This is a genomic window from Halovivax cerinus (genome assembly GCF_024498195.1).
Classification (GTDB): domain Archaea; phylum Halobacteriota; class Halobacteria; order Halobacteriales; family Natrialbaceae; genus Halovivax; species Halovivax cerinus.
In genome coordinates this window covers 3,808,480-3,826,070 of the sequence record NZ_CP101824.1, presented here as the reverse complement: position 1 = coordinate 3,826,070, position 17,591 = coordinate 3,808,480, and the positions used below count along the sequence as shown (strand labels likewise).

The 17,591-nt window shown below is 67.2% G+C and carries 21 protein-coding genes; 8 read left to right on the top strand and 13 right to left on the bottom strand.

The features are described 5' to 3' along the window. Positions 1-67: 67 nt before the first annotated feature. The gene (locus NO366_RS18175) at positions 68-607 is read right to left on the bottom strand and encodes an FxLYD domain-containing protein (protein WP_256532198.1); all 540 of its coding nucleotides are present in this window, start codon (positions 605-607) and stop codon (positions 68-70) included. A gap of 134 nt (positions 608-741) precedes the next feature. On the opposite strand from NO366_RS18175, the gene NO366_RS18170 reads away from it, so the two are divergent. From NO366_RS18170 to NO366_RS18160, 3 genes are all read left to right on the top strand, one after another. Continuing rightward, positions 742-1,833, top strand: coding sequence for a DUF7972 family membrane protein (locus tag NO366_RS18170; protein WP_256532197.1), 1,092 nt, complete (start codon positions 742-744; stop codon positions 1,831-1,833). 54 nt (positions 1,834-1,887) lie between these two features. Next, positions 1,888-2,412: an HPP family protein gene (locus NO366_RS18165; protein ID WP_256532196.1), complete on the top strand. Its 525-nt coding sequence runs from the start codon at positions 1,888-1,890 to the stop codon at positions 2,410-2,412. A gap of 143 nt (positions 2,413-2,555) precedes the next feature. Further along, a complete protein-coding gene (locus NO366_RS18160; RefSeq protein WP_256532195.1) occupies positions 2,556-3,554 on the top strand; it encodes a DUF7972 family membrane protein in 999 nt (332 codons plus the stop codon). 15 nt (positions 3,555-3,569) lie between these two features. On the opposite strand, the gene NO366_RS18155 is transcribed toward NO366_RS18160, so the two are convergent. From NO366_RS18155 to NO366_RS18135, 5 genes are all read right to left on the bottom strand, one after another. Beyond that, the gene (locus NO366_RS18155; protein ID WP_256532194.1) at positions 3,570-3,812 is read right to left on the bottom strand and encodes a hypothetical protein; all 243 of its coding nucleotides are present in this window, start codon (positions 3,810-3,812) and stop codon (positions 3,570-3,572) included. Positions 3,813-4,050: 238 nt separating this feature from the next. Beyond that, positions 4,051-5,091: a dipeptide epimerase gene (locus tag NO366_RS18150; RefSeq protein WP_256532193.1), complete on the bottom strand. Its 1,041-nt coding sequence runs from the start codon at positions 5,089-5,091 to the stop codon at positions 4,051-4,053. Further along, positions 5,088-6,104 (bottom strand): N-acetyltransferase DgcN family protein, encoded by a 1,017-nt coding sequence (locus NO366_RS18145; protein WP_256532192.1) that lies wholly within the window; start codon positions 6,102-6,104, stop codon positions 5,088-5,090. Before NO366_RS18145 ends, NO366_RS18150 begins: the two co-directional genes overlap by 4 nt. 132 nt (positions 6,105-6,236) lie before the next feature. Next, complete coding sequence (locus NO366_RS18140) at positions 6,237-7,157, bottom strand: Vms1/Ankzf1 family peptidyl-tRNA hydrolase (RefSeq protein ID WP_256532191.1); 921 nt, start codon at positions 7,155-7,157, stop codon at positions 6,237-6,239. Positions 7,158-7,230: 73 nt separating this feature from the next. After that, complete coding sequence (locus NO366_RS18135; protein WP_256532190.1) at positions 7,231-7,626, bottom strand: DUF5802 family protein; 396 nt, start codon at positions 7,624-7,626, stop codon at positions 7,231-7,233. Positions 7,627-7,937: 311 nt separating this feature from the next. On the opposite strand from NO366_RS18135, the gene NO366_RS18130 reads away from it, so the two are divergent. Continuing rightward, complete coding sequence (locus tag NO366_RS18130) at positions 7,938-8,657, top strand: hypothetical protein (RefSeq protein WP_256532189.1); 720 nt, start codon at positions 7,938-7,940, stop codon at positions 8,655-8,657. 118 nt (positions 8,658-8,775) lie between these two features. Here NO366_RS18130 and NO366_RS18125 read toward each other — a convergent pair whose 3' ends face one another. Next, complete coding sequence (locus NO366_RS18125) at positions 8,776-9,969, bottom strand: threonine synthase (RefSeq protein ID WP_256532188.1); 1,194 nt, start codon at positions 9,967-9,969, stop codon at positions 8,776-8,778. Between the two features lie 174 nt (positions 9,970-10,143). On the opposite strand from NO366_RS18125, the gene NO366_RS18120 reads away from it, so the two are divergent. Both NO366_RS18120 and NO366_RS18115 read left to right on the top strand, forming a co-directional pair. Next, on the top strand, positions 10,144-11,343 hold the full coding sequence (locus tag NO366_RS18120) for a thiolase family protein (protein WP_256532187.1): 1,200 nt from the start codon (positions 10,144-10,146) through the stop codon (positions 11,341-11,343). Continuing rightward, positions 11,340-11,780: a Zn-ribbon domain-containing OB-fold protein gene (locus NO366_RS18115; RefSeq protein ID WP_256532186.1), complete on the top strand. Its 441-nt coding sequence runs from the start codon at positions 11,340-11,342 to the stop codon at positions 11,778-11,780. The genes NO366_RS18120 and NO366_RS18115 overlap by 4 nt, the downstream gene beginning before the upstream one ends. A gap of 34 nt (positions 11,781-11,814) precedes the next feature. Here NO366_RS18115 and NO366_RS18110 read toward each other — a convergent pair whose 3' ends face one another. Both NO366_RS18110 and artA read right to left on the bottom strand, forming a co-directional pair. After that, positions 11,815-12,555, bottom strand: a complete 741-nt coding sequence (locus tag NO366_RS18110; protein WP_256532185.1) for a metallophosphoesterase — start codon at positions 12,553-12,555, stop codon at positions 11,815-11,817. Between the two features lie 9 nt (positions 12,556-12,564). Further along, positions 12,565-13,479, bottom strand: coding sequence for an archaeosortase A (gene artA, locus NO366_RS18105; protein WP_256534049.1), 915 nt, complete (start codon positions 13,477-13,479; stop codon positions 12,565-12,567). Between the two features lie 250 nt (positions 13,480-13,729). Here artA and NO366_RS18100 point away from each other — a divergent pair, with 250 nt between their 5' ends. Both NO366_RS18100 and NO366_RS18095 read left to right on the top strand, forming a co-directional pair. Next, positions 13,730-14,338: a GNAT family N-acetyltransferase gene (locus tag NO366_RS18100; protein WP_256532184.1), complete on the top strand. Its 609-nt coding sequence runs from the start codon at positions 13,730-13,732 to the stop codon at positions 14,336-14,338. Positions 14,339-14,402: 64 nt separating this feature from the next. Beyond that, entirely contained in the window at positions 14,403-15,026 is a 624-nt protein-coding gene (locus tag NO366_RS18095) for a GNAT family N-acetyltransferase (protein WP_256532183.1), read from the top strand. 213 nt (positions 15,027-15,239) lie between these two features. Here NO366_RS18095 and NO366_RS18090 read toward each other — a convergent pair whose 3' ends face one another. The 4 genes from NO366_RS18090 to NO366_RS18075 form a co-directional block, all read right to left on the bottom strand. Then, positions 15,240-16,247: a TIGR04024 family LLM class F420-dependent oxidoreductase gene (locus NO366_RS18090; RefSeq protein ID WP_256532182.1), complete on the bottom strand. Its 1,008-nt coding sequence runs from the start codon at positions 16,245-16,247 to the stop codon at positions 15,240-15,242. 148 nt (positions 16,248-16,395) lie between these two features. After that, complete coding sequence (locus tag NO366_RS18085) at positions 16,396-16,521, bottom strand: hypothetical protein (RefSeq protein WP_256532181.1); 126 nt, start codon at positions 16,519-16,521, stop codon at positions 16,396-16,398. A 178-nt stretch (positions 16,522-16,699) separates the two neighbouring features. Further along, positions 16,700-17,305, bottom strand: a complete 606-nt coding sequence (locus tag NO366_RS18080) for a DUF7524 family protein (protein ID WP_256532180.1) — start codon at positions 17,303-17,305, stop codon at positions 16,700-16,702. Positions 17,306-17,317: 12 nt separating this feature from the next. Then, positions 17,318-17,509, bottom strand: coding sequence for a methytransferase partner Trm112 (locus NO366_RS18075; protein WP_256532179.1), 192 nt, complete (start codon positions 17,507-17,509; stop codon positions 17,318-17,320). Positions 17,510-17,591: the final 82 nt, after the last annotated feature.

Below are 17,591 nucleotides of genomic sequence, written 5' to 3'. Positions count from 1 at the left end.
CTGACGGCGTCAGCTTCTCGCGATATTTCCCGCCCGCTACCGACTCATCCAGAAACGGTGGTGACGATCACCCGGGAACCCCGAGGACGGTGATGTCGTAGCGAGCGAGCGTCGACGGACGCTCCAGGACGATGACGGTGAACGACCAGGACGTATCGCCGGCGAGATCGCCGGTTCGGGCCATATACTGCCCGAGCTGGGCGCCCGCGTCGTCGTACACTCTGGTGCGGACCTCGACGAGTTGAACCGGTCTGTCCCCACCGTTCCTGGCGGTTCCCTGTACCGTCGCTCCCTGATAGCCGCCCTCGTAGACGAACGAGTGGTCGGTGAGCGAGAGCGATTCGAGCGGCGAGACGCCATCGGCGGTGCTCGTGATCGCGCCCGTCGCCGCTGCGGCCTGTTGGCGGGCGGTTCGAGTACTCCCGTTGACGGCCGGAATCGACCCGGATTCGTACGCGGGACCGCCGGTACCGAGGCACCCTGCGAGTGCGGCCCCGACGACGCTTCCGCCGACGGCGGACAGCCAGCGACGTCTCCCGGGTCGCCACGACTCCTCCGTGGACATCGGCGACTCCCCCGCGGATATCGACGACTCCCCGTTGGGCATACGCCGTCGACGTCGCGGTTCCATTTCACTCTATAGCCTGCCCCCGCCGGACGACCCGCGTCCGGGTCGATAGCCGGCGACTGCGCGAATCGCAACGCCGACCCTTTTGCGGCCGTCCACCGAAGCGTCCGTCGATGGCAGCGGACGCTGACGATGGCGAGTCGACCGACCGGACGATCGGCGCCGATTCGTCGCTCGCCGACGGCGCGAACCCGTTCGATCGGTCCCTGGAGTGGGTGGTGCTAGAGGGAAACCGCCTCGTGGTCGCGACGGTGTTCGTCCTCGTCGTCTTCCTGGCGACGCTCGTCCTCGAGACGACCGGGGTCATTTCGTTCACCAGCCCGAGTTCGATGACGCGGGTCGCGAGCGGGCTGATAGCCGGGACGTTCTCGCTCGTGACGGTCGTCGTCTCGATCAACCAGTTGATCCTTTCGCGGGAGTTCGTCGCCGCAGGGACAGCCGAAGACCGGCTCGAGGGCGTCGAGTCCGTCCGCACCGACATCGCCGACCTCGCCGACGTCCCCGCGGCCCCGGCGGCGCCTGCGGCGCTCCTCGAGGTCCTGGCCGAGACGATGAACCGTCGGGCGGTGGCGCTCGAATCCGCCGTCGGCTCGGGCGACGCGTCGGTGAAGACACCGGTTCAGCGGTACGCTGTGGAGGTACAGCGGGACACGGCCCGACTCGACGATGCGCTGGACGCGACCTCGTTCGACGCGTTCGACACGCTGTCGCTCGCCGCCCGCTTCGACGACGACTGGTACCGGTACGCGGGGGAACACCTGCTGAACGCACACGAGGAGTCCCTCGAACCAGGGGCGACGGCCGCCCTCGAAGACGTGCGCTCGGCGTTGCGACTGTTCGCCGTCGCCAGGGAACACTTCAAGACGACGTACCTCCAGCGAGAACTGACGCGATTCTCCCAGTTGACGATCGGCTTCGGTGTCCCGTCGATCCTCGCCGCCGTGTTTCTCGGCGTCACGTACGCCGACGCGGCGGGGCCGACCCTCTCTTACACCGCGCTGCCGGCGGTCGTGAGCGTCATCGTGACGATCGCCATCGCGCCGGTGGCGCTGCTGGCCGCCTACATCCTGCGGACGGCGACGATCACGCGCCGAACCGCTTCGACGGGGCCGATGCTGCCGACGAAGGCGGCGGAGGAGGGCCCCTTCGACGTGACCGATTCGGAGGACGGCCGAGTGTCCGTATCGGACGGTGATCGGCTCTGAGTGCGGTGCGTACCCACTCCCTACTTTTCCTGTCGCGTGTCGTCGACGCGCCGGATGGGGCTCAGAGACGACGTCAGCGCGGGAATCAACGTCGCGCTACACTTCACGATGCTCGGCGGACTGGCATGGGTGACCGGGCAGCCGATCCTCTTTCCGAGTCTGGGTCCGTCGGCCTACCTGCTCGCGACGGGCGAGAACCCGCGAGCGGAGGGTGCCTATCACGTCGTCGGGGGTCACGCCATCGCGGCGGTCGCCGGCCTGGCCACGTACGTCGTCATCGCCGATGGCCTCGTCTCAGTGGACGCGTTCGAAGCGGGGACGCCGTTCTCACCAGCCGTGGGGCGGCTGGTCCTCTCGGGGCTCGTCGCGATGGTACTGACGACGATCGGCATGCTCTGGTCGAATACCAACCATCCGGCCGCCTGCGCGACGACGCTCATCGTCGCCCTGGGGCTCATGTCGTCGCCGATCTCGGTCGTCGTCATCGTCGTCTCGGTCGCGATCCTCGTCGCCTTCCACGAGGTTGTCGTCGAACGAGTGCAAGAGCGCTACGGAGTCGAACCGACGGATCCACGGTAGGTGTGTGGATGTTTTGTTGGTGATATGGCCAGTGGCGCATACGACGGTGAGTACGGTGCCACGCACGTCGGGTCCGGGTATTTTGATCGTAGCCGTCGTATCCAGAGGGGACCGGCCGGCACGCCGGTATCCTCGTACTGACCATGGTCTCGACTGCTGAGGATCGGAACGGCGGCCGCCTGCGCGCGCTCAGAGAGTACCTGTTGCTTCGGATGAATCGCTGGCTCCTCTCGGCCGTAATTCTCCTCCTCGTCTACGCGGCACTCGTGCTGACGAGTCGCCTCGGCGTCACGCCGCTCCGGCAGATCAACGAGGCCCAGGGTGGGATGGGTTACTTCTTCACCGCGTTTATCGGGGCGATCATCACCGGCACGTCCATCGTCGTCACGATCAATCAGCTGGTCCTCTCGCAGGAACTCGGCGCGGTCGGCGATCAGCGCGACCGGATGGACGCGGCGATGACGTTTCAGCGGGACGTCGAGGAGGCGATCGGGATCGCCATCACCGAACCGGAGCCGTCGGTCTTCGTCAGGGAACTCCTCGCCGGGATCAGCGATCAGGCCGAGACGCTTCAGGCGGTTGGTTCGAGCGCGGATGCGGACGCCCGTGACGACATCGACGCCTACGCGACGACGCTGCGCGACGTGGCCGACCAGGTACACGAAATGTTAGACTCCGCACAGTTCGGCACGTTCGACGTCATCTGGGTGATGATGCACTTCGAGTACTCGCGGCTGATCCACCAGGGGCGGTCGCTCCGTGACGAACACGAACTGCCCGACGACGTCGACGCCGAAATCGATGCCGCCGTCGACCTGTTGACGTTCTTCGGGCCGACTCGCGAGCACTTCAAGACGCTTTACTTCCAGTGGGAGTTGATCAACCTCTCGCGCGCGCTGTTGTACGCCTCGATTCCGGCGCTTGCGGTGATGGCGATGTTCATCATGTACGTCGACGCGGGCACGTTCGTCGGATCGACGCTTGGCATTTCCCACCTGGTCTGGGTCGTCAGCGCCGGCGTCGTGGTCGGGGTTTCGCCGTTCGTCATCTTCATCACGTTCATCGTTCGCATCGTCACGGTCGCCAAGCGAACACTCGCGATGGGGCCGTTCATCCTTCGCGAGTCGGAACAGACCAACTGATCGGCGGACGACGCCCTACCGGTCCCGGAACGAGACGACCGTCGACACGCCGTCCTGGCCGTCGACGGACTCCGTGGCGACGTCGACGCCGAACCGTGGTTCCTCGTCGAGTGTCTTCGTGACGATCGACCGAACCGCCTCGGCGCCCGCGTCCTCGGCGAGGACGATCCTGACGAGGTCGCGGTTCGTGGTTACCTCGCTGACGTCGTAGCCGGCGGCTTCGTAGGCAGATCGCAGGTCGGCTGTGAGATCACTCATCAGCGACCAGGTTCCGCCTGCGTCGGCATAAAATGCGGTGTCGCGCGACGATGTCGTACTGTGGTGGCACGGTGCGGTGTCGCGCGACGATGTCGTACTGTGGTGGCACGGTGCGGTGTCGCACGTGGTGGTACTGTGTGGTGTCGCTCTGCGGTGTCATCGTGCCGTGTCGAACTTGGTGGCACGGTGTGGTGTCCCAGTGCGCGGTCGCAGTTGGAAGATCGACGCCGAAACTGGCCTACTGCGTCCCGACGCCGGTCCCCGGTCGATCCATCGCTTCGAGGTCGATCCGACCACCGGGCAGCGGGACGCCGTCGTAGGGATCGTCGTCGAGCAGGAGCGAGCCGTCCAGGTCGGCGTAGTCGAGCAGCGGCGCGAAGTGACAGGCCGCGGCGATCGAGGCGTTCGACTCGGTCATGCACCCGCACATCACCTGGAGCCCGTGGGCGCGGGCGGCGTGGACGATTCGCTTCGCCTCCCGGAGGCCGCCGCACTTCATTAGCTTCAGGTTCGCGACGTCGCAGCGATCGGCGACCCGGGGGACGTCGTCGGCCGTGATGAGCGACTCGTCGGCCGCGATCGGGAGTGGGCTGTGTTCGGAGACGTATCGAAGGCCCTCCGGGTTCTCGGCAGGCACGGGTTGTTCGACGAACGCCAGATCGTAGGCGGCGAGCCGTTCGATCGTGCGGACGGCCTCCTTCGGCGTCCAGGCCTCGTTCGCGTCGACGTAGAGGCGGACGTCGGGCGCGACGTCGCGGATGGTCTCGACGATCTCGACGTCTCTGTCGGTCCCGAGTTTGACCTTCAGCGTGTCGTGGCCGCGATCGAGCGCGATCTCTGTCTTCTCGCGCATCCGCTCGGTGTCGTCGATACCGATGGTGTAGGATGAGGTGACGGTCTCGGTCGGATCGAGTCCCCAGTAGCGATACAGCGGGACGTCGAGGCGCTTTCCGACGAGGTCGTGCAGGGCGATACTCACCGAACACCGGGCAGCCGGGTTGTCTTCGATCTCCGCGCGCATCCGGCGCTCGATCCGGCCGAGTTGGTGGGGGTCGCCAACGTCTTCGACGACCGCGAGCAGCGAGGGAAGTACGGCCTCGACGGTCGCCGCCGTTTCGCCGTAGTGTGACGACGGCGCGGCGCCGCCGATCCCGACGCGCCCCTCGTCGTCCTCGACCCGGACGATCACGTTCTCGGCCGCCGTCTGCGTCCCTCGCGTGATGGTAAAGGGAAACTCGAGGGGCAGCGAGACCCGTTCGAAACTCGTCTCGAGGCTCATACGATCGCCTCCAGGACCTCGGCCGCGTCGAAGCGGATGGGGTCGGTTGCGGGCCCGCCCAGCTCGTTTGCGAAGGCGTCGATCGCCTCCCGGGCCGCGTCGTCGCCGTCGACGCTCCGCGTGTTGAGCATCCCCGCGACCACCTCGGCCTCGTTCACCGGTGCAGCGAGTGACTCGTAGAGGTCCACGTACGTCGGGATCGGCTGGAGGGCGAACGACTCGTAGCCGTGGATCCGCTCGCGGCCGGCCTCGTGACAGAGGACGAGCCGGTCGGCCATCGCGCCGTGGAGGATGCCGCAGGTGACAGCCGAGTAGGCCGGGTGGACGATACTTCCCTGGCCCTCGACGACGAGCAGGTCGTGGTCGTCGCCCTTCTCCAGGATCATCTGCTCGACGGCGCCGGCGGTGAAGTCACTGATCACGCGATCGACGGGATTGCCCCAGCCCTCGACCACGATACCGGTCTGACCCGTCGGGATGACGGCCGCGTCGTGGCCCGCCTCGCGAGCGGCCTCGACGAGTTCCATGGTGGCCGTCATCTTCCCCACCGAGCAGTCGGTGCCGACCGTACAGACGATCTTGGCGTCGACGTCCGCGGCGACCCCCTCGCTGACCGTGAGGTTTTCGGGCGGCTGCCTGACGTCCCAGATCTCGCCGCCGTGCTCGTCGGCGAGGGCGTCGAACGCCTCGTCTTCGGCGAGGAAGTAGTGGAGCCCGGAGACGACGTCGCAGCCGCGTTCGAGGGCGGCGCGGACGTCCGGCCGCCAGGACTCCTCGAAGCCGCCGCCGATCGGGGCGATACCGATCACCAGGGCGTCGATCGACTCGTCGACGTCGTCCATCCCTGCGACGATCGGGGCGTCCTGGACGTCGGTGACGTGCTCGGCGACGCGGTCGCCCGCGCTGGCGCGATCGAGGACGGCCACCACGTCGTAGTCCGCGTACCGGAGAATTCCCTGGGCGGTCTTGGCCCGGTCGGGAAACTGCTCGTGGGCGAGGAGTGCAACGCGCATACTGGGACATGGTGGACCCGGTACTTAGGCGTTCGAGATGCGGTGGGCTGTGACACCCGACAGGACGTAGGCGCCGTTCCATGCGCCCTCGCTCGCAGCAGTGCTGTCGTCCACTTCGTACCGGGAAAGTAACTACAATCCGAGCAACTCGGTCGTCCAGAACGCCCGGTGTGCGTCTTCGAGGGCGCTCTCCGGGTCGCCGGTGGCGTCGACGGTCGCGATCGCGTCGGGCCGCTGGTCCAGTTCGTCGGCGAGGTCGTCGAGTACGTCGCGCTGGCCGACGAGGTAGAGGGGCAGGTCGGCGGCCTCGTCGCGGACGTCCTCGATCGCCGCCGTCGCCTGGGCGACGTGGTCGTCGATCTGTTCCGCCCGAATTCGTTCGAACCGTGCCTGCGAGAACCCGCCTTTCGAGTGTGCGCCCTTGACGTCGCTCTCGAACCCGGCGTACTGGACGCGATCGGTCCCATCGTATCGGCCGATCGCGAAGAGATCCGCTCTGGCGAGCGCCAGGAGGTGTGGGCCCGTCGGCTGGAACTGTGCCGGATCGAGTTCGACGCGGTCGCTCCAGGTCGGCTCGACGTCGGTGGCGAGCGGGCCGTCGAGTGCGATCGAGACGAGGCCGGCGTCGTCGACGACGACGAGACAGGGTGCGGCCTCCTCGGCGAGTCGCGCTCGATCGTCGAGGGCCGACGCCACCGCCTCCGGAGCACCGTTCGCTTCGACCGACGCCGTCAAAACGGACTCCGGGCCCGCGCGGAGCGACTGGAGGCGGGATACGACCTCTTCCAGTCGGTTCCCCCGAAGCCGCTCTCGACGGCGATACCGCAGGTCGTCGCTCGCGTCGTCACGTCGTTCGAGCGCACCCTCCAGTTGAGCGATCCGATCTTCGAGACGATTGACCCGTTCTTCGGCATCCTGGCGCGCGCTGACGGCGTCGCGACGCCGTTCGGACTCGGCTTCGTATCGCTCGCGGAGCCGGTCACACTCGGTTTCGAGCTCGTCGATCCGATCTCTGAGCGAGGCCCGGCCCAGCCACTCGTCGAGCTTCGACATCGATCGAACCCGGGCGGTGTGGCCACTTCTAGGTTCCGACGGGTGCCGAACGGAGAGACCGCGAGTGAACCGGTTACATGCCTGCGGCGGGATCGATCTCGCCATCGGTGCCCGATAGCGGTTCGTCGGGGTTCCAGCCGGCGAACTGGAGTAACTGCCGCGCCCGCTCGCGGCTGGCGAGGAACACCGACGACACCGTCGGCGGGTTCTCGATGTCCGTGTTCTCGAGGACGTCAGCCGGAACGGCGAGCGTGTTCGCCGGGATCGACGAGCTGCCGTGGACCGGGAAGTGCTGGGCGTCTAGTTTCATTACGAGCGGTGTGTCCAGCCGTTCGACGCCGTCGCCGGTGGCGTACAGCTGTTCGTTCACCCGCTCGTGTTGTGCTCGTTCCATCGTGACCTGATCGGTCTCGGTCGGGGTCACGTAGAGTCGACCCAGGTAATAGCTCTGCGAGAACCGCTCGAACATGCCACTTGGTAGCAAGGGTCGATCACTCATAACAGTTGTGTCGGTACCTTTAGGTGGAGGGCTTTCAGACCGCTCTGTCGGTCCACGACAGCGTGACGACCCCCGTCACCGAGACTGATGGTGACGTCGGGGCCGATTGCACTGGTGACAGCGAAACCGTCGATCGTTGCGGATGGGTATGGAGAGGCGCGATGGATATCGAATACCGCTCGACTGAAACGGGTTCGACGGGCGTAAACGGTCGGTCGAACGGTCTGAACGCTCCGAACGAAGATTCACCCTTTTATGGACGTCCCCGCTAGAGTAGCTCGATGAACGGGTACGGGATTACGGGTATCGCCGTCGTAATCGGTGTCGGCCTGGTGGTGGCCTCGATGGGAGTCGTCGCGATAGAGGACACGTCCCCAACCGAGCCCGCCGTCGACGCCGCAGCGAACGAGTCGACGATGGGTGCACAGATCGGGGATTTCATGCAAACGAGTACTGTTGCAACCGACGACAGCATCGACCGCGGTCTATTCGATGAATCGCTCGAAAACGCACCCGACAAGGAGGCCGCCCTCAGGGATCGGATCGCCGAGCTGGAGGCCGAGTACGACACCCTTCGAAACCGCTCCGCGTCGCTCGAATCGAACGAATCGAGTTCGGAACCGGCCCGCCGGGCCGAACTCACACGCCTCGCGGTTCGACTCGACTCGTTCAACACCTCGATCGAAGAGACGGAACGCCACGCGCGTGCGGTCGGTGTCGATACCGAGCGGCTCGACCGCCTGCGAACGAACGCATCCGAGTTGAGCGGGCCGGAGATCGCAGAGATCGCACGGGGGCTCGCGGGTGTGAACCCGCCGGGTCTGCGTGACGATCCGACTGACCGCGGCCAGGGCAACGGAAGTCGCGGGTCCGGTGGTGGCCCGGGAAACGGTAGTTCGGGTGGCCCACCGGACGACGGGGGACCACCTGGTGAGGAGAGCCCACCCGGTGACGGCGGAGCCCCCGATAGTGAAGACGGAGCAGACGTGGCCGACGCCTGACGACTGTCGAGACGACTTGCGAGTGTATTCGATCCACGGATGTGGCCCCTCAGCCTACGCCGTCGACGTCATCGCCGAGGGCCGTCCCGCGGTTTGGGCCGTCTGCGACCCGCCGAGCTCAGATCCCCTGCCCCATGAGGTGACTTCGCAGCACGTCCGCGTTCTTGGTGCCGGCGCCGGTGTTGACGATGGCGACGGTGTCCTCGTCGCCGAACTCTCCTGCCTCAGTGAGCGCCCAGGCGCCGCTCGCCGCTGCGGCCGCGGTCGGCGCCATCTCGACCCCCTCGTGTTGGGCGACAGCGACGGCGGCGTCTAAGATCTCGTCGTCGTCGGTCGCGACGGCGCCGCCACCGCTCTCGCGAAGCGCCGAGAGAATCCACCGGCTCGCGCCGGGGTCAGGAATCTCGATACCGCCGCAGATGGTGTCCGGATGCTCGATCGGCTCGTGTTCTTCGCGCCCGTCCTCGAACGCCTCGACGATCGGCGCACACCCGGTGGCCTGGGCGGCGTAGAACGAGGGTATCTCGTCGATCAGCCCGAGCGCTTCCCACTCGCGGGCGGCCTTGTACATGCCGACGAGCCCGACGCCGCCACCGGTCGGGTAGACGACCGCGTCCGGCACGTCCCACTCGCGCTGTTCTACGAGTTCGTACAGCATCGTCTTCTTCCCTTCGTGACGGTACGGTGTGACGAACGACGACAGCGGGTACCAGTCGTCGTGTTCTTCCATGCCGTCGGCCGCGGCGGCGCCGGCGTCACCGATGCGGCCGCCGCTGACTGTCAGGTCGCCCCCGTGGACGTTCACCATCGCCTTCGTCGTGAAACTCGACCGTGATGGGAGGTAGACGTGCGAGTCGAGCCCGGCGCGACCGGCGTAGGCCGCGGCGGCCTGTCCGGCGTTGCCCGCCGACGGCAGGACGACGTCGCTCGCGCCGTGCTGGACGGCCGCCGTGACCGCCACCGTCGCACCGCGATCCTTGAACGTGCCCGTCGGATTGCGTCCCTCGTCTTTTATGACGAGCTCGCCAACGCCGAGTTCGTCGGCCAACGTCGGGCACTCGACCGTCGGCGTCGCGCCCTCGTCCATCGTCACCGCGACGTCGCGCTCGAACGGGAGCAGTTCGGCGTACCGCCACAGCGAATCGAACGGCCGGTCGGCGAACGTCGTCCGGTCGACCGCGACCGCGTCGTAGTCGTAGGTCGGATCGAGAATGCCGCCACACTCCACACAGCGATGGGTCCCCGTCTGTGGGTCGTAGAACCGATCGCAGGCCCGACACTCCAGTCCGGTGAACGCCTCGGTGGTCTCCATACCGTGGTGTTCGCTTCCGCGGCCAAATTCCTATCCATCGCCACCGTCGTTGGCGTCCGACCGGTCGGCGACGGTTCCAGGCCGGTCGCTCACCAGCGTTTTATCTCGCTGGCCGGTGAACTGCACGCTCGAGAACAGATGGAACGCGATCGCAGGGCCCGTTGTCCGTGACCGATGCCGTTCGAGGACGTGGCGATCGTCGGTGTCGGCGAGACGGCGACTCGTCGACCGGACGATCCAGCCGAACTGCGAAGTCTCGAACGGCTGTACGCGGATGCGGCCGCGACGACGCTCCGGTCCGCCGGTCTCCCGCACGCAGCGGTCGACGGTGTCGGCGTCGTTCGATCCGGGGTCGATACCCCGGCTAACTTCGTCGGCCACCTCGTCGAGACGCTCGGCTTCGAGACCGTCCGGTGGACGACGACGGCTGACGTCGGCGGCGCGAACGCGATCTCGCTGGTGCTGCAGGGGGCGCTGGCGATCGACGCCGGCATCGTCGAGACGTTCCTCGGGCTCGGTGCCGACACGCCCGTCGATCCGACGGACCCATCGGCAGGACTGTTCGGGCGCGACCCCAGGGGATACGTCAGAAACTACATGGACCCGTTGGGTACCCAGGGGCCGAACTCCCGACTCGCCCACGTCCAGGCCGTTCACGCCGACGAGTACGGCACGACTCGCGAGCAACTGGGCCACGTCGCCGTCGCCCAGCGGCGCCACGCGACACTGAACTCACGCGCGTGGTTCGACGACCCGATAGACCTGGACGCGTACCTGGACGCCACGCCGATCGCCGATCCGATCGGCCTGCTCGACTGCGTGATCCCGGTCAACGGGGGGTTCGGCGTGCTCCTCACGTCGGCCGAGCGTGCCTCGGAGCTGGACGTCGACCCCATCGAAATCGCCGGTTTCGGCGAGTGTTCGAACCACGGAGACTCGCGGTCTCCGGCCGTCACGACGACGGGCGTCGCCGTCGCCGGTCGGGAGGCGTTCCGTCGCGCAGGCATCGGTCCCGACGCGATCGACTGCTGGCAACTGTACGACGATTACCCGATCATCGTCGCGATGCAGGTAGAGGACCTCGGGCTCTGTCCAAAGGGTGACGGCGGGCCGTTCGTCGCCGGCACGGACCTCGGATACGACGGCGACGTTCCCCTGAACACGTCCGGCGGGCAACTCTCGGCCGGGCAGCCGGGGATGGCGGCCGGCTTCGTCCAGCTCGTCGAGGGGATCCGGCAGCTCCAGCGCGAGGCCGGTACCAGACAGGTTCCGGGGGCGACCCGTGGCGTCGTCACCGGGGCGGGCGGCGTGGCCTACGGGAAACCCCTTCGGCACTGTTCCGTACTCGTGGTAGAGCGGGGTGATCGGTCGTGAGTGAGCCGACGGAGTCGCGGAGAGTCGTCGCGGAGTCGCGGCCGCTCCCGTCGCTCGAAGAGACACCGTACGCGCGCGAGTTCTGGGACGCCGCGACAGAGGGGCGACTGGTCGTTCAGCGGTGTGAGACCTGCGCCAGGATGCAGTACTTTCCGCGACCGCGGTGTGGGACGTGCGGGGGGTCGGTCGAGTGGATCGAAGCGTCCGGGCTCGGAACGGTGTTCAGTCACACGGTGATCCGCCGACCGGTTTCGAACCCCGCGTTCCGCGAGACGGTTCCCTACGTCACCGCGTACGTGACACTCGAGGAGGGACCGCGACTGTTCACGAGGCTCGTCGGGTGCGAGCCCGACACGGTCGAGCGGGGGATGCCGGTGTCGGTCGCGTTCGAACAGGTGTCCGAGACGGTGACGCTCCCGACGTTCGAACCGCGATAACCCGGCTCTCGATTCGGGGTGAGGGCCCTGGCGGTCAGAGGGCGTGGCGACACTCGCCGAGTGGCGGGAACCGGAGCGTCTCCTCGCCAGCGACGTCTCTGACGACCGGTGACGCACCGTCGACGTCCGTCACCAGCGGCGACTGAAAGTCCCGCGCGCGGCGCGTGTTGATCGTCGTTCCGCGCGCGAGACGCGAGAACGCCGGGAGGACGAGCACCGCGGCGTCGACCGCGGCTCCAGCCGGCGGCACGAACAGAAAACAGGGGTGCTTTCGCCCGTCCACCGAGAGCGCGGGGTGGTCGTGGCCGATCACGTACAGCGCCGGGGGTGCACCGTCGGCGGATTCACGCCCGGGAATCGGTCGCTCGTGCCCGTGACAGACGAGCGTTTCCCCGTCGTCGAGTCGGTACGCGTCGGCCGTCTCGCCGTCGAAGATGTCGGCGAGCATCGTGTCGTGGTTTCCCGGTGTACAGACGAGAGAAACGCCGGTGCGATCGAGCGTCCGCCGGAGCGTCTCGACGGTCTCGCGAACGTCGGTCGGAACGTGCGAGAACGAGTGGAGCAGATCGCCGGCGACGACCACCGTTTGCGGATCGAACCGATCGAGGAGTGTCGCGACGCGTCCGACAGTCTCGTCTGCAGCGTCGATCGGTGCGTCGACCGCCGACGCGACTCCGCGGCCCAGGTGTGGGTCGGCGAGGACGAGCGTCTCGGCGGACTCGACGTAGACGGCGCGTTCGGCGAACGAGAGCGTGCGGATCGCCGGTGGGGGCATCACCGTCCGTCAGTCGCCCGCGGCCTTCCCCGTTTCGGGTTCGGCCCCGAGGGCAGCCGAGAGGTCGTACTCGGAGCCGGTGAGGACGTACAGGACCTCTTCGAGGGGTTCGACCACCTCGGGGACGATGGTGATGACGACGTAGGCGATTCCGATCAGTGCGATCACGGAACCGGGCTGGAAGAGGACGTTGTGGGAGATGAGGAACGAGGTCTGGGGTTCGACGCCGCCCATCCACTCGGTCGCGACGTAGACGAAGACGTCGTGCTGGAACCAGCCGTGCGGCGTCGCGAGCGAGATGATGACGTTGCGAACGAGGTTCAGGAACCAGATGACGCCCACGGCGGCGACGAAGCCGACGGCTTTCCGACGCAACGGAGCGCGGACCGAGGCGATCAGGCCGCCGAAGATGGCCATACTCCCGATGCCGGTGCACGCGAGGACGATGTAGGTCGTCCACCCGGTCGCCGTCTGGTCCGGATCGAACGCGAACCGGCTGCGGTAGCCGTTGTCGCCGGTCTCTAGACCGGGACTCTCCGCGACGAGATCCATCGCGAGGTGCGTCTGGTAGGCCGTCGTCTCGATGAGCCACTCCCGGGCTATCGGGATGGTCTCCACCGGCAGGTAGATGATCCCCATGACGGCGACGGCCCGGACGAGGATCAGCATCGACTCCCGGCCCCGGACGAGGAGGAACGCCGCGTACAGACACAGCGGGAGCGCCGCCAGGGCGAGCAGCGTCTCTAGCGGACTCCGCATCTCGTACCAGTAGTGTGGAACCATCGTGAGCCAGAAGATGCCAAAGAGCGCGCTCGCGCCGGCGGCCACGTAGCGCGCCGCGTCGACCTCGTCGCGCCACTCGAGGCCGATCGCCAGGACGAACGCCGCGATCGAGAGCCACGCGAGGTAGTCGGACGCGCCCATCGTCGCGGAGGCGTCCGCTGCGGCGAGGGTGACGCTCCCCGGATCCAGCGCGTCGAGACCGTTTCGCGTCAGCGTCGGGGCTCCTGAGTGGATCGCGTCCGAAGTAGTCACGGGTGCTGATCGATCAGTAGGGTGGTCGCCCTATCAACTTGACGCACTGAATTCCCCCTCGGATTCGTTCGACGGTGTGTGGTACCGTCCACTGCGCGGTCCCGGTACGGTTTTGCCGATTGCGTCCGTTATCGCGCCCGTGACCGACCTGTTCCCGGCCACACTCGAAACCGACCGCCTCGAGTTAACCGCGGTCGAACCGGTCGACAGCGTCGTCTTCGAACACTACGAGGCGTTCGTCGACGACCCCGACCCGGAGACGGTCTACGAGTACGTGCCGCTCTCGCCGCCCGCGACGCCCGCCGACTCGCGCTCGTTCGTCGACCACGTCGGGTCGAATCGAGCGGAGGGACGAGCGATCACCTACGCACTCCGTCCGAAAGCCGGCGAGGACGGGGCCGGTACGCTCGCCGGGACGACGACGCTGTTCGCCGAGTGGGACCGCGAGACGGCCTCCTCGTCGATCCTCCTCCGCAAACCCTTCTGGGGCCGCGGGTACTCCGGCGAGCGGGCCGGCGCCCTGCTCGACCTGGCGTTCGATCGGCTCGACCTGTCTCACTTCGAGGTGTCCTGCGTCGCCGGGAACGACCGTTCGAAACGCGCAATCGAGACGTACGTCGACGCACACGGCGGTCGGTACGACGGCCGATTCCGCCACGCACACGCGATCGACGGGGAACCGGTCGACCTCCATCGCTTCTCGGTCTCGCTGACCGAGTACCGGTCGGCGACCGGCGACGCCGAGTGACCCACCGGGCGTCCCCAACGTTTATTTCGTCGTTCGAGAAACGATCCGTCCACGTATTCGAACGATGACATCACTCTTTCCCGAGACGATTCGAACGGACAGGCTCCGGTTGGAACTCGTCACTCCAGAGACCGTCGATCTCTTCGAGTTCTACGAGCACGCGGGGAACGATCCCGACATCGAAGACGTCACCCGCTACCTCACCTGGGACCCACACGACACGCCGAAGGAGACGTTCGACTTCGTCGCGCACGTCGGCGAGAAGTACGAATCGGGAGACGGTGCCACGTACGTGATTCGGCCGCGCGACGGCGAAGACAGCGCCGGCGAGTTCGCCGGCGTCGCCGGAGCGACCGTCCATTGGAACCGCCGGACGATGACGCTCGGTACCTGGCTCCGCAAACCGTTCTGGGGGCGCCGGTACTCCGGCGAACGCGCGGCGGCGATGATGCAACTGGCGTTCGACCGGCTGGACCTCGACGTCGTCGCGGTGACCGCACACGTCGACAACGAGAAGTCGAACCGGGCGATCCAGCGGTACGTCGAGGCCCACGGCGGCCGCGAGGAGGGAATGCTCCGGAACTGGGACACCTACGGCGACGAACCGGTCGACGTCCGCCGGTACACCGTCTCCAGCGAAGAGTGGGCCGAAAACCGGACCGAACCGGCCGCCGAGTTCGAGGGCTGACCCGCGGAACCGGACGACCGAGCCGTGGAACCGGACGACCGAGCCGTGGAATCGGACGATCGAGCCGTGGAACCGGACGACAGAGCCGTGGAACCGGACGACCGAGCCGCGGAATCGGACGACCGAGCCGTGGAACAGGGACCCGAGTCGCCGAACGTGACACCGAGTCGCGAGCCGGCGTCGACGCAACACGCCGCGGCGGTCCGTCGGTTCTCAGTCCATCAGTTCGGCCAGCGCGGTCATGGTTCGGTCGCGATCCTCGTCGTCCATCCCTCGCACGAACGTGACCGCCACCGCGTCGACGCCGTCGATCGCGGCGTAGTCGGCGACCCACTCGCGAACCTCGTCGGCGCTGCCCGTGGCCGCGAGTTCGTCGAGCAGCACGTCTGGCAGCGCGGCCGTCATCGCGTCAGCGTCGCGTTCCGCCCAGGCGTCCCTGATATCTGCCACGACGTCCGGATACCCCTGCTTCGCAACTGAATCGCCGTAGAACGGCCCGTACGCGCCGAGCATGAACGCGACTGCGGATCGGGCGAGCGAGCGCGCCCGGTCTCGATCCTCGTCGACGACACACCTGACCATCGGGGAGACGCGGATGTCGTCGACGGTTCTGCCGCCGAGCTCGGCACCGCGGCGAAGGTCCCCGAGTCTCGATTCGAGCCCGTCGCGGGTGAACAGCTGGGGTATCCAGCCGTCGCCGAACCGGCCGGCGAGTTCCGTCGCCGTGGGGCCGAGCGTGGCGAGGTCGATCGGTGGCGGCGTCGCCGGTCGCTCCCGTTCGTATCCGAGTCCGTCGGCGTCGATCACGTCGCCGTGGTATTTGGACGTCCCCTCAGTGGTGACCGTTCGGACGGCCTCTACGGTTTCGCGGAGCCGTCTGAGCGGTCGGTCGAACGAGCGACCGTGCCACCGCTCGGTGATCGCCGGCGAACTCGGGCCGAGACCGAGCCGAAAGCGCCCGTCGGAGGCGTCGGCGAGGGTGAGCGCGGTCTGGGCCAGCAGCGCCGGCGACCGTCCGTACGGTGAGAGGACCGCCGTCCCGAGCGCAATCTCGTCGGTTCGCTCGGCGATCAACGAGAGTGGCGTCACGACGTTCCAGCCGGTCGTCTCGCCGACCGTTATCGTCCGATACCCCAGTTCCTCCGCGCGAGCGGCGCGTTCGGCGATCGATCGCGGTCGATCGAAGTGAGCGACGTCTGCGAAATAATCGAGTTCTGTCATCGATTTCGAGCGGGACGGCGAGGACAATAACGGTGGGTGATCCGAGTGCCTCGCCGGTCACGTCTCGTGTCAACGGGTGAGGCGTGTCGACCAGAGCGTGCGCTCCATCGAGCAGGGGCCGTGTCGGGCGACGTGAGAACCGTTTCGATCAGACGGGTAGGCTCAGGACGAGCGCCAGGCCCGCGAGTACGACGAGTCCGAGCCAGCCGAAGAAGATCGCGGCCGCCTGTTTCCCGGTCAACGATTCTCCATCCAGAAATTCGGCGAGTGCCATCGCGGACGGGTTGGCGTCGACGATGCCTCGTGGTTTCGGTGATTCTCACACGATGGGAACCGACGACACCGCGTCGTTCCCGCCCGTGTGGCGCGGTCTACCGACCGCTATCGAGCTGTCGATCGGCGTCGGCGAAGCGGTCACGGTCGCGAACGGTTAGCGGGTGGCCGACTGGCAGTCACTCGCTCTGATTCTCAGTGTCGACCCGGTCGCGGAGAAGCAACGCGAGCCCGACCGCGATGCCGCCGAGGACGAGTACGAGACTGAGGGCTCCGACCGGTCCACGGATCGTCGCCGCCGTGGCGGTGCCGACGAGGAGCGCGAGGGCGACGAGCCCACCGACCGCCAGGCCGTCGACGCCGACTCCGGAGAACAGGGCGTCGACCGTGGACCCGTCCATGTCTTCGTCGGTCGCGGGCGTCGCGAGTCGTTCGTCCACGTCGACGCGATGGTCGTCGCCGACGCCGCCGGTGAGTGTGACGGCGACGTCGGTCGCGTTGGCGCCGAATCCCGTCTCGAGGCGGACGGCCCCAGTCGACGGACCCGAGTGAGCGTGGACGGTCACCGGTACGACGGTCGAGTCCCCGGCTGCCACGTATGGATTCGTCTCTTCGACGGTGAGCGCCTCGGCGATTTCGTCGCTCGCTCGAACGAAGAGGTGGAGCGGTTCGCCGTGATTCTTCACGCGCACCTCGAAGGCCCGGTCGGTTTCGATCGACGGTCGGTCCACCTCGATCGCACCGCGTTCGGACCGATTGACGTGGACGGTGATCGACTCGGGCACGGCGTCGACACCTCAGGCTGGGGTCTCTTCGCGCATGTCCGGCGGAAGCAGGTTCGGGATGCCGTCCTCGATGGGATAGCGCTCGCCGCACTCGGTGCAGACGAGCGTCCCGGACTCGATCTCGTCTTCGCCGGACGCGTCTTCGAGATCGAGGTCGTGTTTGTCCAGCGGACAGCAGAGAATGTCGAGGAGTGACTCCTTCATGCCTCAACACCTGATGGCAGAGGCCAAAAGGTTTCGGGAACGACGATTGTCCCGCCCGTTCGTACCACCGACACGCCGTGGG

Excerpts from the sequence above, each read along its gene's own strand:
- NO366_RS18085 (WP_256532181.1), bottom strand. The coding sequence starts at position 16,521 with ATGGCACTCGCCGAATTTCTGGATGGAGAATCGTTGACCGGGAAACAG.
- NO366_RS18120 (WP_256532187.1), top strand. The coding sequence starts at position 10,144 with ATGCCGTTCGAGGACGTGGCGATCGTCGGTGTCGGCGAGACGGCGACT.
- NO366_RS18150 (WP_256532193.1), bottom strand. The coding sequence starts at position 5,091 with ATGAGCCTCGAGACGAGTTTCGAACGGGTCTCGCTGCCCCTCGAGTTT.
- NO366_RS18090 (WP_256532182.1), bottom strand. The coding sequence starts at position 16,247 with ATGACAGAACTCGATTATTTCGCAGACGTCGCTCACTTCGATCGACCG.
- artA (WP_256534049.1), bottom strand. The coding sequence starts at position 13,479 with ATGGGCGCGTCCGACTACCTCGCGTGGCTCTCGATCGCGGCGTTCGTC.
- NO366_RS18140 (WP_256532191.1), bottom strand. The coding sequence starts at position 7,157 with ATGTCGAAGCTCGACGAGTGGCTGGGCCGGGCCTCGCTCAGAGATCGG.
- NO366_RS18125 (WP_256532188.1), bottom strand. The coding sequence starts at position 9,969 with ATGGAGACCACCGAGGCGTTCACCGGACTGGAGTGTCGGGCCTGCGAT.
- NO366_RS18135 (WP_256532190.1), bottom strand. The coding sequence starts at position 7,626 with ATGTTCGAGCGGTTCTCGCAGAGCTATTACCTGGGTCGACTCTACGTG.
- NO366_RS18170 (WP_256532197.1), top strand. The coding sequence starts at position 742 with ATGGCAGCGGACGCTGACGATGGCGAGTCGACCGACCGGACGATCGGC.
- NO366_RS18110 (WP_256532185.1), bottom strand. The coding sequence starts at position 12,555 with ATGCCCCCACCGGCGATCCGCACGCTCTCGTTCGCCGAACGCGCCGTC.
- NO366_RS18155 (WP_256532194.1), bottom strand. The coding sequence starts at position 3,812 with ATGAGTGATCTCACAGCCGACCTGCGATCTGCCTACGAAGCCGCCGGC.
- NO366_RS18145 (WP_256532192.1), bottom strand. The coding sequence starts at position 6,104 with ATGCGCGTTGCACTCCTCGCCCACGAGCAGTTTCCCGACCGGGCCAAG.
- NO366_RS18075 (WP_256532179.1), bottom strand. The coding sequence starts at position 17,509 with ATGAAGGAGTCACTCCTCGACATTCTCTGCTGTCCGCTGGACAAACAC.
- NO366_RS18160 (WP_256532195.1), top strand. The coding sequence starts at position 2,556 with ATGGTCTCGACTGCTGAGGATCGGAACGGCGGCCGCCTGCGCGCGCTC.
- NO366_RS18095 (WP_256532183.1), top strand. The coding sequence starts at position 14,403 with ATGACATCACTCTTTCCCGAGACGATTCGAACGGACAGGCTCCGGTTG.
- NO366_RS18165 (WP_256532196.1), top strand. The coding sequence starts at position 1,888 with ATGGGGCTCAGAGACGACGTCAGCGCGGGAATCAACGTCGCGCTACAC.
- NO366_RS18130 (WP_256532189.1), top strand. The coding sequence starts at position 7,938 with ATGAACGGGTACGGGATTACGGGTATCGCCGTCGTAATCGGTGTCGGC.
- NO366_RS18175 (WP_256532198.1), bottom strand. The coding sequence starts at position 607 with ATGCCCAACGGGGAGTCGTCGATATCCGCGGGGGAGTCGCCGATGTCC.